Annotated in this window: 14 protein-coding genes and 2 tRNA genes; 3 read left to right on the top strand and 13 right to left on the bottom strand. The window is 71.4% G+C overall.

All coding sequences use genetic code 11. The annotated features are described in order from the left end of the window. Positions 1-37: 37 nt before the first annotated feature. Positions 38-1,498, bottom strand: coding sequence for a hypothetical protein (locus tag I3V78_RS25505; RefSeq protein WP_239576598.1), 1,461 nt, complete (start codon positions 1,496-1,498; stop codon positions 38-40). Positions 1,499-1,621: 123 nt separating this feature from the next. Beyond that, complete coding sequence (locus I3V78_RS25510) at positions 1,622-3,226, bottom strand: Rieske 2Fe-2S domain-containing protein (RefSeq protein ID WP_204491042.1); 1,605 nt, start codon at positions 3,224-3,226, stop codon at positions 1,622-1,624. A gap of 277 nt (positions 3,227-3,503) precedes the next feature. Between I3V78_RS25510 and I3V78_RS25515 the strand changes: the two genes are divergently transcribed. Continuing rightward, positions 3,504-4,502: a TerC family protein gene (locus tag I3V78_RS25515; protein WP_204491043.1), complete on the top strand. Its 999-nt coding sequence runs from the start codon at positions 3,504-3,506 to the stop codon at positions 4,500-4,502. Between the two features lie 107 nt (positions 4,503-4,609). Here I3V78_RS25515 and I3V78_RS25520 read toward each other — a convergent pair. From I3V78_RS25520 to I3V78_RS25545, 6 genes are all read right to left on the bottom strand, one after another. Beyond that, positions 4,610-4,681: transfer RNA gene (locus I3V78_RS25520), tRNA-Val, on the bottom strand. 26 nt (positions 4,682-4,707) lie between these two features. Beyond that, a tRNA-Val gene (locus tag I3V78_RS25525) sits at positions 4,708-4,779 on the bottom strand. A 52-nt stretch (positions 4,780-4,831) separates the two neighbouring features. Further along, positions 4,832-5,086, bottom strand: a complete 255-nt coding sequence (locus I3V78_RS25530) for a hypothetical protein (protein ID WP_204491044.1) — start codon at positions 5,084-5,086, stop codon at positions 4,832-4,834. 25 nt (positions 5,087-5,111) lie between these two features. Then, entirely contained in the window at positions 5,112-5,540 is a 429-nt protein-coding gene (locus I3V78_RS25535) for an SCP2 sterol-binding domain-containing protein (RefSeq protein ID WP_204491045.1), read from the bottom strand. A gap of 8 nt (positions 5,541-5,548) precedes the next feature. Continuing rightward, on the bottom strand, positions 5,549-7,183 hold the full coding sequence (locus tag I3V78_RS25540) for an Hsp70 family protein (protein WP_204491046.1): 1,635 nt from the start codon (positions 7,181-7,183) through the stop codon (positions 5,549-5,551). Between the two features lie 60 nt (positions 7,184-7,243). Next, entirely contained in the window at positions 7,244-8,941 is a 1,698-nt protein-coding gene (locus tag I3V78_RS25545; RefSeq protein WP_239576600.1) for a tetratricopeptide repeat protein, read from the bottom strand. A 122-nt stretch (positions 8,942-9,063) separates the two neighbouring features. On the opposite strand from I3V78_RS25545, the gene I3V78_RS25550 reads away from it, so the two are divergent. Beyond that, the gene (locus I3V78_RS25550; protein ID WP_204491047.1) at positions 9,064-9,831 is read left to right on the top strand and encodes a CHAP domain-containing protein; all 768 of its coding nucleotides are present in this window, start codon (positions 9,064-9,066) and stop codon (positions 9,829-9,831) included. 13 nt (positions 9,832-9,844) lie between these two features. Here the strand turns inward: I3V78_RS25550 and I3V78_RS25555 are convergent, their stop codons facing one another. The 4 genes from I3V78_RS25555 to I3V78_RS25570 form a co-directional block, all read right to left on the bottom strand. Beyond that, positions 9,845-11,029, bottom strand: a complete 1,185-nt coding sequence (locus tag I3V78_RS25555; protein ID WP_204491048.1) for a glycosyltransferase family 2 protein — start codon at positions 11,027-11,029, stop codon at positions 9,845-9,847. 95 nt (positions 11,030-11,124) lie between these two features. Then, positions 11,125-13,356, bottom strand: coding sequence for a zinc-ribbon domain-containing protein (locus I3V78_RS39980; protein WP_204491049.1), 2,232 nt, complete (start codon positions 13,354-13,356; stop codon positions 11,125-11,127). A 36-nt stretch (positions 13,357-13,392) separates the two neighbouring features. Further along, complete coding sequence (locus I3V78_RS25565) at positions 13,393-13,776, bottom strand: ComEA family DNA-binding protein (protein ID WP_204491050.1); 384 nt, start codon at positions 13,774-13,776, stop codon at positions 13,393-13,395. Positions 13,777-13,779: 3 nt separating this feature from the next. Beyond that, positions 13,780-15,006 carry an aspartate kinase gene (locus I3V78_RS25570; RefSeq protein ID WP_204491051.1) on the bottom strand — a complete coding sequence of 409 codons (1,227 nt, stop codon included), beginning with the start codon at positions 15,004-15,006 and terminating at the stop codon, positions 13,780-13,782. 193 nt (positions 15,007-15,199) lie between these two features. On the opposite strand from I3V78_RS25570, the gene hutH reads away from it, so the two are divergent. Continuing rightward, the gene (gene hutH, locus I3V78_RS25575) at positions 15,200-16,726 is read left to right on the top strand and encodes a histidine ammonia-lyase (protein WP_204491052.1); all 1,527 of its coding nucleotides are present in this window, start codon (positions 15,200-15,202) and stop codon (positions 16,724-16,726) included. 21 nt (positions 16,727-16,747) lie between these two features. On the opposite strand, the gene I3V78_RS25580 is transcribed toward hutH, so the two are convergent. Continuing rightward, a complete protein-coding gene (locus tag I3V78_RS25580) occupies positions 16,748-17,632 on the bottom strand; it encodes an NAD(P)-dependent oxidoreductase (protein WP_204491053.1) in 885 nt (294 codons plus the stop codon). Between the last annotated feature and the right edge of the window lie 103 nt (positions 17,633-17,735).

A 17,735-nucleotide genomic window follows, 5' to 3' on the forward strand; every position in this document is an offset into this window, starting at 1 on the left:
GCCGCTGTAGGTGAAACGTGTCATCCCTCGGGAGCGCTCAGGGGCCGCGCAGCACGGTGAGTCCCTGGTCGGTGAGGACGTGGAGCATCGCGGGCGTGGTGGAGGGATCATAGAGGAGTTGGAGGACGGTGCGCCCCCCCACGGCCGGGACCGGGGCGAGCTGTTTGTCCTTGTCCAGGCGCCACAAGCCCCCGCCCGCGGTGCCGATATAGAGCGAGCCGTCATCCGTGGCGGCGAGCGAGGTGAGCCGGGGCGTGGGCAGGCCCGCCACGGGGGTGCCCTTCTGCGCGCGCTCCTTGGGCGAGAGGAGGGTCAGCTCCCAGAGGCCGTAGGTGGCGCTGGCCAGGTAGTAGCGGCCATCGCGCGTCTGTTGGAAGGCGCGCCAGTCGTCGAATTCCTCGAGGGAGTTGAGCTCGGGCAGGAACGAGGACTCCACCTTCATGGGGTTGAGCTCCTTGGGATCCATCCAGTCCCACACCCCCAGGTCCGCGTTGGGCGTGACGATGCCGAACGTCCAGTCGGTGCCGATGAGCACGTCGCCGTCCTGGGCGATGCCCACCGCGTAGCTGTAGCCGATGTGCTGGTGGCCCCGCTCGTCGAACCACGTCGGGTGGCGGTGGCTGTTGTAGTCCAGCCCCTTGATGCGGGTGACGCCGTGGTTGGTGCTCACGTACACGTCGCCCTGGTCGCGGCCCCGCATCACCTTGGCGCAGCCGAGCACCGCCCGGTCCTCGTCGTAGTGCCAGTCATTGGAGTTGCGCAGGCCGGTGTTGCCGGGCGGGTTCCACGTGAGGCCCCCGCTCTTGCCGCGCCGGAAGGAGCGCGTGAGGTGCTCCTCCAGCTCGATGCCCTGGGCGGTGAGGCGCACGGCGTCCAGGTCCCCCTCGGCGTAGACGGGATCCTCGGCCGAGGCGCGCTCGGGGTTCACGAGCTCCTTGGCGTAGTAGCCCACGTAGGCCCGGCCGCCCGCGCCGCCGCAGATGACCGTGGAGGAGAAGCCCCGCCCCGCCTGGCCGATGTCGCTCGCCCAGGTGGGCTGGAGCTCGCCCGAGCGGATGACCCCGATGCGGTTGCCCTGGAGCAGCCAGAGGTTGAAGTCGTCGTCGACGGCCACGCCCTGGGGCCTGCCCACGCCGAAGCGCTGCGTGTAGTCGACCACGGCCTCCTGGGGCCACAGGTCCACGCCCCGGGTGTTGCCCGAGCCCCCGTCTGGCACCTCGGGCGGCGGGCCCGCGTCCGCCTCCGTCCCGGCGTCCGCCTCCGTCCCGGCGTCCGGCGCGGGCGTCCTCCCCTCTCCGTCCGTCCCGGCATCCGGCCCGGCCGCTCCCGCGTCGGCGGAGGCATCGCCTCCACCGGCATCGCCTCCGCCCTCGGTGACACCGCCGGGCGGCACCGGCTGCGTCTCGAGCGGCTCGCCCTCCCGCATCGCGTCCCCGCACGCCCACGCGGCGACCACGCCCACGAGCACCGCCCCCACTCCCCACCATTTCCGCATCATCCGCGCCTCCCCGAGCGCGAGGCAGGAGCACAGCAAGGCGCATACCGGGCGCGGTGGCGGGAAGTGGATGAAGGCCGCGGGGGGATGGGAACCCGGCGTCCCACCCCACGGCGCCCGCGTGCCTCAGGTGGGCGTCGCGTCGGCCCGCGGCGCGGCGGGCGCCTCGCGCTTGTCCTCCTGCTTGGGCTCGGCCTTGATGGAGCAGCCGTTGGTGTCGCAGACCCCGCCCGCCTCCAGGTCGAAGCGCCAGCGGTGCCGCGGGCACACGAGGTAGCGGCCCTCCTCGATCCAGCCCTCCTTGAGGTCCGCGCCCTGGTGGGGGCAGAAGCGGTTGACGGTGTAGCGCTGGGTGCCAGTGGACACGACGGTGCGCTCCTTGCGCGCCTCGGCGGCGAGCACCGTGTCACACATGGCGCGCACGTCCTCCACCTCCGCGGCGAGGAAGTTGTGCAGGGTGGCGTCGTAGACGTCCGGCGCGCGCGAGGCCCGGAAGCGGAAGGACAGCAGGAAGTCCTCCCAGTTGAGCTTGCGATCCAACACCCGACCGAGGTCCACCGCGTTGGCCGTGAGCATGTAGCGGCGCGGGTCACGCACCTCGCCCACCACCTCCACGCGCCGGGTGCGGAAGTCCACGCGCAGCAGTTGGGTGGGCAGCTCGGTGAGGCCGAGGTAGAGCGGCATCGTCACCCGGTCGGCGAGCGAGAAGGCGTCCAGCTTGTTCTGCAGCTCCTCGCGCAGCCGCACGTGGATGCGGTCCACCTCCTCCAGGAGGATGTTGCGCCGCCGCTCGCGGAAGACGTGCGCCTGCCGGGCCGCGTAGTCCGCGAGGTAGCGCGCCACGTTCTCGTCGGTGACGCGCTCGGGCACCTGCGCGGAGAAGTCCCCGGAGCCCGCGTCCACCACGTCCCCGGGCATGGGCTCGAGCAGCCGCGGCGCCCGAGTGCCCAGCCGGTTCTTCAGGTACGCGAAGAGCTCGGGGGCGCGGGGGAAGATGTTCACCGGCTCCAGGTTGAGGTGGAAGAGCGCCGGGTCCAGGAAGCAGGCGGGCCCCGCGGACGCCAGGTAGGCGCGGGGCTGGATCGTCTCGATGGCGCGCGCCACCGCCTCGAACTTGCTCGCGCGCTTCTGGCGCGAGTGTTCCGTGTACAGCTCGCGCGAGTAGTCGTAGCAGGTGGGGTGCCAGATGGCGCCCGAGAACTGCGCGGTGAAGACGTCCACCGGGCCCTCCTCGGCGAGGATGCGCGGCAGCCGGTCGTGCACCTTGCAGTCGTTGAGGTTGAGGAAGGTGCGGCCGTCGGCCTGCACGAGCAGCGCCGAGTCCCGGTTGGTGCCCGAGTCCGTGAGGTACAGCTTGAGGTAGCCCCCCCGGAAGGCGACCTCCTGTTGATCCTCGCACGTGAGGACGCGCCGGGCGCCATAGGCGAGGAACGTCTCGTGGAGCGCGGTGCGGCGGAAGCGGCCGAGCACCACGGTGAAATCGCGTCGGGTGAGGCTCCAGAGGAAGTCCGGGTCGAAGTGATCCTTGTGCTCGTGGCTGATGTAGAGGAAGCGCTCCTTGGGCGAGTGCTCCAGCTTCTCGCGCACCAGGGGCGCCAGGTCGTGGTTGCGCGGAAACTGCATCCACGCCGCGTCGAAGGCGCCCTGGGACGTCAGCCACGGATCGGCCACCACCAGGGCGTGTTGGGTTTCGATCAAGAAGCCGGCGTGCCCCAGGAACGTAATCTGCATGGATGGACTCCCCCCAAGAAGTCCGGCCGACGGAGGTCCCGGCCGGAGTGGATTCCCGAACGGTGGCGCCACTCGTTCGGGAAGCAGGAAGGCTGGGGTAGCCCAGGGCTGGCCGCCATGGCCTCGGGGTGCCGGTGCGGGGTTCACCGGGCGGCAGGTGGAGGGCTCATCCTTCGGTTTTCCCGAAGGGTGACGCACTGATTTCCTATTTGCCGAAGGATGGGGCGCCTTCTATCTAGGGGGGAAGACTTTTCGGGGCTCGAAGGACAGGGGCGTCATGGAAACGCAAAGCGTGGGCAGTCCCGCGTTGTGGGCGGGCTTCATCGTGTTCGTGCTGGTGATGCTGGCGTTGGACCTGGGGGTGTTCCACCGCAAGGATCACGCGGTGAAGTTCAAGGAGGCGCTGGGCTGGAGCGGGGTGTGGATCTCGCTCGCGCTCGTCTTCAACCTGGGCATCTGGTGGAAGTTCGGCGCCACGCCGGCGGTGAAGTTCCTCACCGGCTACCTCATCGAGAAGTCGCTCTCCATCGACAACATCTTCGTCTTCGTCGTCATCTTCTCGGCGATGAAGATTCCGCAGCTCTACCAGCACCGGGTGCTCTTCTGGGGCATCCTGAGCGCGCTGGTGCTGCGCGCGGGGATGATCTTCGCCGGGGTGGCGATGATCAACCGCTTCCACTGGCTCATCTACGTGTTCGGCGCGTTCCTCATCATCACGGGCGTGCGGCTCTTCATGCACCGCAACGAGGAGGAGAACCCCGGGGAGAGCCGGATGCTCGTGTGGGCGCGCAAGCTCATCCCGTCCACGGACCAGTTGCACGGCCCGCACTTCTTCACGCGGGACACGGGGCGCTGGCTGGCCACGCCGCTGTTCATGACGCTGGTGCTGGTGGAGCTGACGGACGTGCTCTTCGCGCTGGACTCCATTCCCGCCATCTTCGCGGTGACGACGGACCCCTTCCTCGTCTTCACCTCGAACATCTTCGCCATCCTGGGCCTGCGCTCGCTCTTCTTCGTGCTGGCGGGGGCGGTGGAGAAGTTCTCCTACCTCAAGGTCGGCCTGTCCGCGGTGCTCGTGTTCGTGGGCGCGAAGATGACGCTGGTGGACGTGGTGCACGTGCCCCCCGCGGTGTCGCTGGGCGTCATCGCGCTGCTGCTGGGCGCCTCCATCGTGGCGTCGCTGCGCAAGGCGCGCGCGCTGGAGCAGTCGGCGGGGCCCAAGCCGCCCGCGGCTCCGCTGAATTCCGAGACGTCGCGCCAGCCGAGCCGGAGCTAGCGTCGGGCCAGGCCGGGCCCCGTGGGGGCCCGGACGTGGGACGCGGAAGTCGGGCCCGGAAACGACAAAGGCCGTGAGCCCCGAGGGACTCACGGCCTTCATCGTGTTGGGCGCACCAGGATTCGAACCTGGGACCCCTGCCGTGTGAAGGCAGTGCTCTACCGCTGAGCTATGCGCCCGACTGCCGTATCGCGTCCGTAGGGAGTGGGCGCACCAGGATTCGAACCTGGGACCCCTGCCGTGTGAAGGCAGTGCTCTACCGCTGAGCTATGCGCCCCCGACGAAGCGACGGGGGGCTAAATGCCACCCACCGTGGCCCCTGTCAACGCCTATTCACCCGCGAGTCGTCCCAGCTTTTTGTCCAGCTCGCGCAAGCGGCGCTTGAGGCCCGAGAGCTTCTTGCCCACGGCCTGGAAGTCGCCGCGCGGCGCGTAGTGCAGCGTGCGCAGCAGCTCCTCCTGGTGCCGATCCCAGGCCTGCTTGCCGCGCTGGAGCGAGCCGAGCGCCACGGCGAGCCCCTGGGCACGCCGCTCCTCGGCCAGCCACGCCAGGGCCCGCGTCTTCACCACGTGACGGATGCCCACGCGGGGCCTCCCTTCGTGCGGGGGTTCAGGTCCCCTCGTCGGGGTAGTCGGTCCGCAGTCCCGCGAGCACGCGGTCCGCGAGGCCCTTGAAGCGCAGGCGCTCGATGAGCTGCTGCAGATCCCCCTTCACCGCGATGCGCCGGCGCAGCACGGCCTCCACGGGATCCAGGCTGCCCTGCAGCAGTTGCTTCCAGACGCTGTAGGGCGCGCGCGCCAGATAGGCGGGGTCCAGCTCGTCCAGATCGTCGGGGTCCTCGAGCACGCGGGGCGGCTCGATGAGGCAGTCGTGCGTCACCACGTGCACCACGAAGGGGCGCGCGAGCCGGCCCGGCTCCGCGTCGACGATGACTCCCACGTCCCCCTTCCAGCCCCGGGCGGCCAGCGGACGCTCGGGGTCCGCGTTCACCAGGCGCACCGCCTCCTCGCACCACTCCTTGGATGGGAACGTGGCCATGCCGCCGGCTACCCTCTCCGGAAGATGCTCTTGATGCTGGAGAACAAGCCACTGCCCCCCTCGGGCTGCGTGGCCGGCGTCCCCGCGGTCTGCCGGGCCTTGTGCGCCCGCTCCTCGGCCACCCGCGCCAGCTCCTTCTTGAGCAGCTCGGGCGTGTCCCGCGTGGCCAGCTCGATGCGCCGGGGTCCACCGCCGGGCTCGTCGACGAGCACCTGCAACAGGCACTCCTCGTTGAGCCGGAAGTCGATCTTCCTGCCCGCGGCCTCCGCGGGCACCTTCAGCGTGCCCAGGTACTCGTTGTCCACCACGAGATCGCTGTCCCCCTGGAAGATGTCGATCTCGATGAAGGGCGCGCCCGGCTCCTTGGGCGGAGGCAGGCGGAAGCTCTTCACCACGGGGATGATGGTGTTCTTGTCGATGACGCGGCGCACGCGGCCGTTGGGCAGCGCGTAGCCGATGGGCATGGACACCGCGTCCAGCAGCGTCACCGCGTCGAGGCTGCCGAGCGACTCGGCCAGCAGCGCGGCGCCCAGGGCCACGCACTCGTCCGGGTGCACGCCCTTGCGCGGCGGCTTGCCGAAGTGCTCCTGGATCCGCTGCTGCACGAGCGGCATGCGGCTCTGGCCACCCACGAGGATGATCTCGTCGATCTCCGAGCGGCTGATGCCCTTCTCGGCCAGCACCCGGTCGCACAGCTCGAAGGTGCGGTCCACCAGGTCCATGGTGAGCGCGTTGAGGTTCTCGCGCGTGAGCGGGATGCGCACGTCCACCGGCTTGCCCTTGCGCTCCTCCAGGAAGGGCAGGTCGATGAGCACGTTGGGGATGAGCGTCAGATCGATCTTGGCCGCCTCGGCCGCGTTCTTGATGCGCTGCAGGGCGATGGGATTGCCCGACAGATCGATCTTGCTCTCCTCCCAGACCTTCTCGAGGACGTAGTCCACCACGCGGTTGTCGAAGTCCACGCCGCCCAGGAAGGTGTCTCCGCCGGTGGCGAGCACCTCGAAGACGTTGCCCGTGAGGTGCAGGACCGACACGTCGAAGGTGCCGCCGCCCAGGTCGTAGACGAGGATCTTCTGCTCCAGCCCGCGGTTGAAGCCGTAGGCCAGGGCCGCCGCGGTGGGCTCGTTGACGATGCGCTTGACGTTGAAGCCCGCGAGCCGCCCGGCCTCCTTGACCGCCTGGCGCTGGCTGTCCGTGTAGTAGGCCGGCACGGAGATGACGGCCTCGTCGATGGGGCCGCCGAGGAACTGCTCGGCCATGGTCTTGAGCTGCTTGAGGATGAAGCTGGAGACCTCGGCGAGCGTGTACACGCGCCCCCCGAGCGTCACCGCCGCGTCGCCCTCGGGGCCCTCGACGATCTCGTACTTGAAGTAGCCCTTGAGATCCTCCACCACCCGGGACTCGTACTTGCGGCCAATGAGGCGCTTGGTGCCGTAGAGCGTGTTGGTGGGGTTGGTGACCATCTGATCCTTGGCCACGCCGCCCACCAGGAGCTCCCCCTTGGCGGAGAGGGCCACCACCGAGGGCAGCACCAGATTGCCCCGGTCCGTGGGGACGATCTTCGGGATGCGGTTCTTCACGGACGCGACCAGGGTGTTGGTGGTCCCCAGATCGATCCCGATGATGCGAGGTCTTTCCGCCATGGTGGAGTCCCCCCTCTGTATCACGTCAGGAGGCGTCGTGCGCACTTCTCGTACTGGACCTCAGGGGTCTCCCCGGGCCAGGAGCCGACGGGCCTCGGCGCGCACTTCCTCGGAGGGGTCGCGCCGCAGGGCCGACTCCCAGAGCAGCGGGGCCAGCCGCGGCAGCTTCGTGCCCAGGGCGCGCAGGGCCTCGCGGCGCTCGGTGACGCCGTGGGTCAGCCGCTCGTGCACGGCCTCGTCCTCGCACGTGCGGGCCCCGGGCTTCTTCTCGCGCAGGAGCAGCTCCGCGTCCGCCAGCCGCGCCTCGGCGAGCTTGAGCGCGTCGGACGCCATCAGCCCGAAGCCGTTCAAATCCTCGGGAAACTCGGTGCCCCGCTGCCGCGCCCGCTCCACCGCCTGGGAGGCGAAACGTGCCAGCCGCGCCGTCGCGCACAGGCGCCGGGCCGCCGCCAGCGGAATTCCGCCCTCCGCCGAAACGGTCTCCTCGCGCGCCGACCCCAGCGCCCACACGGCGAGCTGCCGCGCCGCCACCGCCGCCGAGAAGGCCTGTGCCCGCTCCTCGCGGATGGTCACCCAGCGCCAGAGCACCACCGGGTCGGGGTCCTCCGGCGTGAAGGCCCGCTGGTACTCGGTGGAGGCCTCGCCCAGGCGCCCCGAGGCGTCCAGGAGCACCGCCATGCGCAGGTAGAGCTCCGCGCTGCCCGCCTTCTCGCGCAGGGCCTCCAGGCGCGCGGCCACCTCGTAGTCCGCCACCGGCCGGGGCAGCGCGCGCAGCACGGCCAGGAGGCTGTCCAGGGCCCGCTGGCGCTCCAGCGCGTTGCGGCCCCCGCGCAGCACGTCCAGGAGCGGATCCAGCACCTTCACCGACACGTACTGGCCCAGCTCCTCCGCCGCCTGCCAGCGATCCATGGGGTCCGGCGCCCCCAGGGACTGGCGCAGGTCCGCGATGCCGCGCAGGTAGTGGTCCACCTGGGCGGACTGGGCCAGGGGCTCCGGGGAACCCATCGCCTCGCGCTCGGCCCGGGCCCGCGCGAGCCGGGCCGGGAAGTCCTGGAGCCCGGCGCCCAGCGGATGGGCGGCCACCCGGGCCTCGGCCTCCTCCAGTTCGCCCGACACCAAGAGCCCCTCCACCTCCAGCGCGAGCAGCCGCCGCTTCACCTCTTCCCGGTGACGTCCGGCCGGGAAGTCGCGCAGGTAGCCGAAGAGGCGCGAGGCCCCCTCCTTCCGCGCGCGGGTGAAGCTCTCGTCGTCCAGCCGGCCCTCGACCTCCAGGCGCCGGGGATCCTCCGGGGCCTCCTGGAGGAACTCGCGCAGGCGCGCCGTGTCGTCCGTGGTGGCCAGCTCCTTGAGCTCCGCGGCCTGCACCAGCCGCCGCGCCTCGTCGCGGTGCACCCCGTCCGGATGGTCCGCCACGAACTGGCGCAGCGCCACGGCGGTGCCCGCGTCCCGGGCCGCGTTGAAGCGCAGGCCCTCCAAGAGCACCCGCGCCCGGCGCGCCTGGGTCGTGTCCGGATGGGCCTCGATGACGCGCTTGTAGGCGAGCACCGTGTGCAGCCGCGAGGCCTCCTCGAACTCCAGCTCCGCCACGCGCACCCGCACCGCCTCGGCCTCCTCCCCCTCCGGGTACTCGCGCAGGAACGTCCGGTAGGCCTCCAGCGTGTCCGCGTCCGCCGCCCGCTGATAGGCCCGGGGCACACCACAACCGGTCAGCAATACCACCAGGGACAGGGCCTTGAGCTCACGCATCCCCGTCAGCATTACCACCCCCTCCCGCCGGGCCCAACCCGCCTCTCCCCGTCCGCCCGCCTGGGTGGTTTTTTTGACCACACACCGCCTCGGGCCGACCATCGGCTCCGGACTGGCTACAGGGAGGTCGCGACATGAGGCTCGGCATGATGCTCGCGGGACTGGTGCTGCTCGGAGGGTGCGCCACGGGCAGCCCCCCGGGGGGACGCCTGTTCGCCACCACCTACCAGCACCGCGCCCTGACGCCCGTGGCCGCGCCCCGCCCCGCTCCCCCGCCCCCCGAGGCGCCCGGGTCGGCGCCGGGCAAGACTCCCTCCCGGCTCGCCGCGCGGCCGGCCCCGCCGTCCGGGACGCGCGAGGACGTGCTCGCCGCGGCGCGGGGGCTCGTGGGCCAGAAGCAGGTGCGGGTGGCGGGTCGGACGTGGCCATCGGACTGCACCGGCTTCGTCGAGGCCGTGTATTCCGAGGCCGGCGTCTCCTTCCGGAGCGCGGCCCAGGCCGGGGACAACGGCGTCACGGCCTTCTACCGCTACGCCCGCGCCCAGGGTCGCGTGTACACGAAGGGCAAGCCCCGCCCCGGGGACCTGGTCTTCTTTCGCGAGACGTATGATCGGAACAAGGATGGCCGGCGCAATGACGGGCTCACCCACGTGGGCCTCGTGGACGCGGTGGAGGCCGACGGGACCGTCGTCGTCATCCACCGCGTGAGCCGCGGCGTGGTGCGCTACCGGATGAACCTCGCCCGGCCGGGCCTGGGCAAGGATCCCCGCACGGGCGTGGTGCTCAACGACATGCTGCGCGTGTCCAAGGGCAACAAGATGCCCGTGCTCACCGGCCAGCTCTTCGTGGCCTATGGCTCGGTGCTCCCGGAGTCCAGCGCCAGGACCGTGGCCCGGCGCTGAACCCCGGCCCGGCTCAGGACGACACGCGGGCGGTGCGATCCCACGCGGCGCGCTGGGAGTTGCGCAGGAAGCGCCAGAAGCCCACCGCGATCGCCAGGTTCATGGTCACGAAGTAGTAGGCCACCGAGGCCACCCGCCGCGCCGAACCCCGGAGCGCCTCCTTCTTCCCGAGCCACGCCAGCGTGTAGAAGAGGACCTGCGCCCCCAAGGTAACCCGGTAGAAAATACTGTTCATCAGGAAAAGGTTCGCCAGGAATGCCAGGGCCATGAGGGCCGGGGCGCACCAGCGCAGCACCTTGTGCGACCAGAAGGCGAAGGCGGCGAAGCCCGCCGTGGGCGACAACAGGCCCGGCACCATGCGCAGGCTCTGGAAGTTGCCCGCCGCGATGCGCGCCCGGCGGCCGAACTCCTTGTCGTAGTCCTCCGTCGTCTCCTCGTGCGCCACGGCCAGCGGCTCGTAGAGCACCTTGTAGCCCTGCTGCAGGATGCGCATGGGGATGACGAAGTCGTCGACGATGGTCGAGGCCGGCAGCGCCTCGAAGAGCGAGCGGCGGATGGCGTACAGCCCGCCGTTGGCCCCCATGACCGCCCCGCGCTTGCCCTCGTAGAACTTGATGAGCGACTCGTACGTCCAGTACGTGCTCTCCTCGTACTCCGCCTTGGTGGGGTTGTAGAGCCGCAGCTGGCCGCAGACCACGCCCACCTCGGGATCCTCGAAGTGGCGCACCAGCCGACGCACGGCCTCCGGCTCGATCATCGTGTTCGCGTCCGAGAGCAGCACGATGTCCCCCTGGGCCAGGGGGATGCAGCGGTTGAGCACCGACGTCTTGCCACCCCGAGGCGCCGCCGACAGGCGCACCCGCGAGTCCAGGCACGCCCGCACCAGGTCGTCCGTGCCGTCCGAGGAGCCATCCGAGCCCACCAGCACCTCGAATCGCCCGCTTGGATAGTCCAGCGCCAGACTGTTGCTCAGCTTCTGCTCGATGCAGCTCGCCTCGTTGTAGGCGGCCACCACCAGGCTCACCCGGGGCAGCGCGTCCTCCGCCGGGGCCTCCCGCCGCTGGCTGGCGCCCGAGCGCATGTAGCGCACGTTGTGGAAGACCTGCGCCACGCCGTCCATCGCGAACAGCATCAGCGGGTACAAGAAGTATGTGTGCACCAACAACACCGCGGCACACCAGAAGATCAGCTCCGCCATCACCTGTGCCTCCCGACCGGGAACGCGACCCTGCGCGTTCCTCCTGCCGGGACTGTTAGCAAGGAGCGTACCGTCGCCCGCCCGGCGCCCCCCGATCAGGGGGTGGGAGGACTCGCCGGGGACTCGGGCGTGGGCGCGGGGAGCGTGTCGGGCTCGGGCGAGCGCCCGGGCGGAGGCGTCGGCTCGGGCGTCGGCTCGGGATCCGGCTCCTCCACCAGGCGCGAGTAGTCGATGAGCAGCTGGGCCAGCTCGTGCTTGGGGTTGAGGGTGAGCACGGTCTCCAGCAGGCCGCGCGCCGCCGCCGGCTGGTGGCGCAGCAGCGCCAGCCGCGCCCCCAGGACGTAGGGGCGCAGGGAGGAGCCGTTGCTCTCCACCATGCGCTCCATGGCGGCGGAGGACTGTTGGATCTGGACGCGCGACGGCGGCGACTCATGGAGGGCGAACTCGGCCAGGGCCAGGGCGCTCCACTCGCGCTGCTCCATCTGGGCCAGCTTCATGGCCTGCGCGGGCGCATCCAGTCCCCCCATCACGCCATTCATCAGGGCCAGCCCCCGGAGCCGGGCGGTCGCCGCCTCGCGCGGCTCCTGCGGGAAACCGGCGTCCAGCTTCTTGATGACCTCCACGGCCTCGGCGGACAGCGCACGGCCACTCGTCTCGAGCGGCGAGAGCCGTCGCTCGAGGGCGGCCAGCTCTTCCTTGCGGGTGTTCACGCGGCTGAGCCAGTCCACGGGGGTCTGGGTGATGGTGAGCCGGCGCACGTGCGCGCCCGTGCGCTGCGCCATCGCCTGGAGGATCTTCACCTGCACCTGGGTGTCGTCCAGGTGCAGCGCGAGCGCGGTGCCCATCTCCGCCAGCAGCTCCACGCTCTGGGGGTGCTCGGCCGAGAGGATCTTCAGCTGCGTGAGGGCCTCGGCCTGGGCGGCGGAATCGTCACGCCGCAGCAGCGCCAGGGCCTTCTCCCGGGTCTCCTGCTCGGCGAGCGACAGGCCCGTGGGCTTGGCGCGCCAGGAGGCCGACAGCGCGACCATCAGGCCGATCAGGATCATCCCACCCCCCACGAGCATCGCCCGGAGCCGCCACCGGCGGATCTTGAGCGTGTTCAGGGGCTTGTCCTGGGACAATCGCCCGTCGTCCTCCATCAACTCCGGCGGCAGCTCGAGCGGCTTGGACAGGGCGGGTGTGGGCCCTCCCGGAGACGCCGCGGGTCCGGGCGTCTCGTCCATCAACTCCGAGAGCGGGCGGTTGAGCTGGTTGAGGATCTCGTCCGGCAGCTCGATGGGCGTGGTCGCCGCGACGCCCAGGAGCGGCGCGGTGGGCGGGAACAGGGGCTCGGGGGGCGCGCGCTCCGGGGGCGCGCTTCGGGGGACCATCCCGGGGGGCTGGGCCAGGGACGGCTGAGCCGCGGGCGCCTCGGGCACGTCGGTGCGCAGCGCGGCCTTGGGCAGCCCGATGAGCGGCGAGGTCGAGACCGTGAACAGCGAGGAACCCGCGGGCTCGGGTCCCCAGGGCACGTCCGCCGTGGCGGGGGGCCGGGCCGTCGGCGGAGGCGCTCCCGGCGGCGGAGGCGTTCCCGGCGGCGAGGGCACCGCCGGGGCGGTGGCGGGACGGCCCGCGGGCTTCGGCGTCCCGGCCGACGGCGGGGGAACCACTCCGAAGGCCTGGGTCGTCTGCACGGCGGGGGTCGCCCCCGTGGCCGGCTTGCCCGCCGGGGGTTTACCCGCGGGCTTCGGCGTCCCGGCCGGCGGCGGGGGGACCACTCCGAAGGCCTGGGTCGTCTGCACGGCGGGGGTCGCCCCCGTGGCCGGCTTGCCCGCCGGAGGCACGGGGACCGCCCCGAACACCTGGGTCGTCTGCACGGCGGGGGTCGCCCCCGTGGCCGGCTTGCCCGCCGGGGGTTTGCCCGTGGGGGGCTTGCCCGTGGGGGGCTTGCCCGCGGGCGGCTTGCCCATGGGGGCCTTGGCCGCGGGCTGGGGCACGGCGCCAAAGGCCTGGGTCGCCTGGGAAGGCCGCTCGGGAGGCGCCGCCATCGGCGCGATGGCGGGCACCTGGGGCGGCGGGGACAGCGCGCCGAAGACCTGGGTGCCGGTGGGGATGGGAGCCGCCGAGGGACCGGTCGAGCCGCCGTACAGCAGGGTGGAGTTCATCGCGTCCGCGGGGCGCGCGGGCTTGGGCGCGGGCTTCGCCGCGGGCCGGGGCGCGACAGGCTCGCTCATTCCCGCGATGAACACGTGACTGCAGCGGGTGCACTGCACCGGAACCCCGCCAGGCGGCAACAGCCGGGGGTCGAGCGCGTACTTCATCGAGCACTGAGGACAGGCGATCTCCACGCCGCGTGCTTATCACACGGCTCGGGGCCCTGGCTCCTACCGGAGTTCCAACGCCGCTCGCAGGGCCCGCAGCCGTGTCGGACCCACGCCTGATACCGTGGCCACCTCGCTCCAGGCACCAAAAGGCCCCCGCTGCTCGCGCCGGAGCACGAGCGCCCGGGCCAGCGGAGCCCCCACGCCGGGCACCCGCGCGAGGTCCTCCTCGGACACCCGGTTGAGGTCCAGCTTGCCTCCGAGCACCCGGCGCTGCGCGGCGGACGGCGCCCGCCCCGCGCCACAGTGGGCCACGCCGTCCACCAGGTGGACCGCGTCCGGCCCACACGCCAGGGCCGGAGGGCCCCCCACCCCACGTGCCCGCGCCCCCACCCCCAGGCCCAACAGCCCGAGCGCGGCCAGGGCGAGCACGCCGGTGCGGTTCATCGCTCAGCCCGCCGTGGGCTTGTCCAGCCCGAACGCGGTGTGCAGCGCGCGCACCGCCAGCTCCGTGTACTTCGAGTGGATGAGGCAGGTGACCTTGATCTCCGAGGTGGAGATGAGCTGGATGTTGATGCCCTCCTGGGAGAGGATCTGGAACATCTTGGCGGCCACGCCCGAGTGGTTGCGCATGCCCACGCCCACGATGGAGATCTTGGCCACGTCGCCGTCCGTCTCCACGCCGCCGGCCTGGATCTCCCGGGCCACGCGCTCCACCACCTCGCGCGCCTTGCCCAGGTCCGTCTTGCCCACGGTGAAGGACACGTCCGTGCGCCCGTCCCGCGACGCCGTCTGGACGATCAGGTCCACCACGATGTTCTGCGCGTCGAGCACGCCGAAGATCTTCGCCGCCACGCCCGGCATGTCCGGCACGCCACTGATGGCGAGCTTCGCCTCGTTCTTGTCGTAGGCGATGCCGCTGACAACCACGTTCTCCATCGACTTGTCCTCCTCACACACCAGCGTGCCCGGGTCCTCGGTGAAGGAGTTCTTCACCCAGAGCGGCACCTTGTACTTCATCGCGAATTCCACCGAGCGGATCTGCAAGACCTTGGCCCCGAGGCTCGCCAGCTCCAGCATCTCCTCGTAGGAGACCCGGTCGAGCTTGCGCGCCGCCGGGCACAGGTTGGGGTCCGTCGTGTAGACACCGTCCACGTCCGTGTAGATCTCACACGCGTCGGCCTTGAGCGCCGCGGCGAGCGCCACCGCCGTGGTGTCCGAGCCGCCGCGCCCCAGGGTGGTGACGTTGCCCTGCTCGTCCTGGCCCTGGAAGCCGGCCACCACCACGATGTGCTTCTGCTTGAGCGCCTCGACGATCTTCTCCGCCTCGATGCGCTTGATGCGCGCCTTGGCGAAGGTGCTGTCGGTGACGATCTGCACCTGGTGGCCCATGAAGCTCGTGGCGAGCGCTCCCTGCGCCTGGATGGCGAGCGCCACCAGGCCGATGGACACCTGCTCGCCCGTGGCCACGACCACGTCCTGCTCGCGCTCGTTGGGCCGGTCGGTGATCTGGGAGACGAGCTTGAGCAGCCGGTTGGTCTCGCCCGACATGGCGGACACCACCACCACCACGTCGTGCCCCGCTTTCTGGGCCGCGATACAACGGCGGGCCACGTTCTTCATCCGCTCCGTGTCACCGACGGACGTGCCGCCGTACTTCTGAACGATCAAGGCCACCTTGGCTGCTTCCTCCTGAAGCTTCCATGTGAAGCGGTGCGGCACCGTAATGACGCAGACACCCCGTGTCAAAAGCTCCCGGCGCGGGACAGGGCGCGGTGCGCGGTTTGTTGCGATAGGTGGTTGCGGTAAGAGGAGGCCCCCGTGAGGCGGCCACCCCGCCGCCCCACGTCTCATCCTGGAGCATCCCGACATGTATCGTCCCCGACTGCAGATCGATGGAGACACCCTCCGGTTGGAGGACATCCTCCAGGTCGCCCTCGACGAGGCGACCGTGGAACTCTCACCCGAGGCCGAGGCCTGTGTGCGCGCCTCGCGCGAGCTCGTGGAGAAGGTGGCCGCCGGCGACGCCCCCTCCTACGGCATCAACACCGGCTTTGGCACCCTGGCCGAGGTGCGCATCGACAAGAAGGACCTGGCCGAGCTGCAGCGCAACCTCATCCTCTCGCACGCCGCCGGCGTGGGCACCCCCCTGCCCCTGCCCGAGGCCCGCGCCCTGCTTCTTTTGCGCTGCAACGTCCTGGCCAAGGGCTACTCCGGCATCCGCCTGGAGACGCTGCGGCTGGCCCTGGACATGCTCAACAAGGGCGTGGTGCCGGTGGTGCCCGAGCGCGGCAGCGTGGGCGCCTCGGGAGACCTGGCGCCCCTGGCGCACCTGGCGCTGGTGTTCATCGGCGAGGGCGAGGCCTTCTACCAGGGCCAGCGGATGCCGGCCCGGCAGGCGCTGGAGCGCGCCGGGCTGCGCCCCGTGGTGCTCGAGGCCAAGGAGGGCCTGGCGCTCGTCAACGGCACCCAGGCCATGTGCGCGGTGGGCACGCTCCTGCAGCTGCGCGCCGAGACGCTCGCCCAGGTGGCCGACATCGCCGGCTCCATGTCGCTCGAGGGCCTGCTCGGCAGCCACAAGCCCTTCGTGCCGGAGATCCAGGACGTGCGCCCCCACGAGGGCCAGAAGGCGTGCGCCGCCCACCTGCGCAAGCTGCTCGCGGGCAGCGACCTCGTCGAGACGCACGTGAATTGCAGCAAGGTGCAGGACCCCTACTCCCTGCGCTGCATGCCCCAGGTGCACGGCGCGGCGCGCGAGGGCCTGGCCTTCGCCCGGCGCATCCTGGAGACCGAGGTCAACAGCGCCACGGACAACCCGCTCGTCTTCGTGGACTCGGGCCACATCGTCTCGGGCGGCAACTTCCACGGCCAGCCCATCTCGCTCGCCATGGACGTGGTGGCCATGGCGCTCACCCAGCTGTCCTCCATCAGCGAGCGGCGCGTGGAGCAGCTCGTCAACCCCGCCCTGTCCAACCTGCCGCCCTTCCTCGCCAAGAACCCGGGCCTCAACTCGGGCTTCATGATCGCCCAGGTGACGAGCGCCGCCCTGGTCGCCGAGTCGCGCGTGCTCTGTCACCCCGCCTCGGTGGACTCCATCCCCTCGTCCGCGGGCCGCGAGGATCACGTGTCCATGGGCATGACCGCGGCGCTCAAGGGCCGGCAGGTGGCGGACTTCGCCCGCACGTGTCTGGCCATCGAGCTGCTCGTGGCCAGCCAGGCGCTGGACTTCCGGCTGCCGGTGAAGGCCGGCCGCGGGCCCCGCGCCGCGCACGAGCTGGTGCGCAGCCGCGTGCCCACCCTGGAGAAGGACCGGGAGATCCACCGCGACATCGAGGCCGTCTGCGAGCTCATCGACTCGGGCAAGCTCCTGCAGGCCGTGCGCGCCGCCACGGCGTGAGCCTGGCTCCCGGGCCCGGGCTCAGTCCCCGAGCCCGGCATCCCGCGCGGCGTGCCGGGCGAGGACGGCGAAGTCCAGGCCCTCCTCGCCCTGGGCCCGCGCGGCCACGAAGCGATCGCGCACCACCGAGGCGAACGGCAGCGGCACCGCCAGCGCGTCCGCCGCCTCGAGCAGGAGCCGCGTGTCCTTGGCGCCCAGCTTCACCGTGGCGCCCGGCGGATCGAACGCCCTGTCGACGATCAGCTGGCCGTAGTTCTTGTGCACCGGCGCGGTGAAGAAGCTGCCGGTGAGCACCTCGAACACCTGGGCGCGGTCGAGCCCGCCCTTCTCCGTCAGCGCGAAGACCTCGCCGAGCTGCTCGATGGTCGACATGATGAGGAAGTTGCACGCGAGCTTGAGCAGGTGGGCCTGCTCGGGGCGCTCGCCCAGCAGGAAGAGGCGCTGCCCCAGGCCCTCCAGCACCGGCCGCACCGAGGCCACGGCCTCCGGCGCGCCCGCCGCCATCACGAACAGCTTGCCCTGCGCCGCGGCGGGAGGGCGTCCCAACACCGGCGCGGCCACGTAGTGCTGGCCCTTCTGGGCGTGCGCCTGGGCCAGCCGGGCGGAGAGCGCCGGAGAGAGGGTGCTGGTGGCGATGTGCGTGGCCCCGGCGGCCAGGCCCTCGAGCAGGCCCCGCTCCCCGAACACCACCTGCTCCACCGCCTCGTCGTGGGCGAGCGAGGTGATGACCACGGAGGCCTCGGCCGCCAGCGCGGCGGGAGACTCCGCGCGCCGGGCGCCCTGGGCGAGCAGCGGCTCGGCCTTCTCCGGGGTGCGGTTCCAGACCGTGAGCGCATGGCCCGCCTTCAACAGGTGGCCAGCCATGGCACTGCCCAGGGGACCCAGTCCGGCGAATCCAATCTTCATGACGTCTCCCGATGCGGCGAGGTGAGGTGCGGGCCGCGAGGGGCCCGCCCCATTGGGTCGCCCGAGGCCCGCCGGGTCAAGGCGGGCCTCACGGGAGCGTCCG

This window comes from Archangium primigenium (assembly GCF_016904885.1).
Classification (GTDB): Bacteria; Myxococcota; Myxococcia; order Myxococcales; family Myxococcaceae; genus Cystobacter; species Cystobacter primigenius.

What these genes read in the sequence shown, in the direction of transcription:
- I3V78_RS25555 (WP_204491048.1), bottom strand. Translation starts at nt 11,029, where the DNA reads ATGGCGGAGCTGATCTTCTGGTGTGCCGCGGTGTTGTTGGTGCACACA.
- I3V78_RS25515 (WP_204491043.1), top strand. Translation starts at nt 3,504, where the DNA reads ATGGAAACGCAAAGCGTGGGCAGTCCCGCGTTGTGGGCGGGCTTCATC.
- I3V78_RS25545 (WP_239576600.1), bottom strand. Translation starts at nt 8,941, where the DNA reads ATGCTGACGGGGATGCGTGAGCTCAAGGCCCTGTCCCTGGTGGTATTG.
- I3V78_RS25540 (WP_204491046.1), bottom strand. Translation starts at nt 7,183, where the DNA reads ATGGCGGAAAGACCTCGCATCATCGGGATCGATCTGGGGACCACCAAC.
- I3V78_RS25565 (WP_204491050.1), bottom strand. Translation starts at nt 13,776, where the DNA reads ATGAACCGCACCGGCGTGCTCGCCCTGGCCGCGCTCGGGCTGTTGGGC.
- I3V78_RS25510 (WP_204491042.1), bottom strand. Translation starts at nt 3,226, where the DNA reads ATGCAGATTACGTTCCTGGGGCACGCCGGCTTCTTGATCGAAACCCAA.
- I3V78_RS25505 (WP_239576598.1), bottom strand. Translation starts at nt 1,498, where the DNA reads ATGATGCGGAAATGGTGGGGAGTGGGGGCGGTGCTCGTGGGCGTGGTC.
- I3V78_RS25535 (WP_204491045.1), bottom strand. Translation starts at nt 5,540, where the DNA reads ATGGCCACGTTCCCATCCAAGGAGTGGTGCGAGGAGGCGGTGCGCCTG.
- I3V78_RS25580 (WP_204491053.1), bottom strand. Translation starts at nt 17,632, where the DNA reads ATGAAGATTGGATTCGCCGGACTGGGTCCCCTGGGCAGTGCCATGGCT.
- hutH (WP_204491052.1), top strand. Translation starts at nt 15,200, where the DNA reads ATGTATCGTCCCCGACTGCAGATCGATGGAGACACCCTCCGGTTGGAG.
- I3V78_RS25550 (WP_204491047.1), top strand. Translation starts at nt 9,064, where the DNA reads ATGAGGCTCGGCATGATGCTCGCGGGACTGGTGCTGCTCGGAGGGTGC.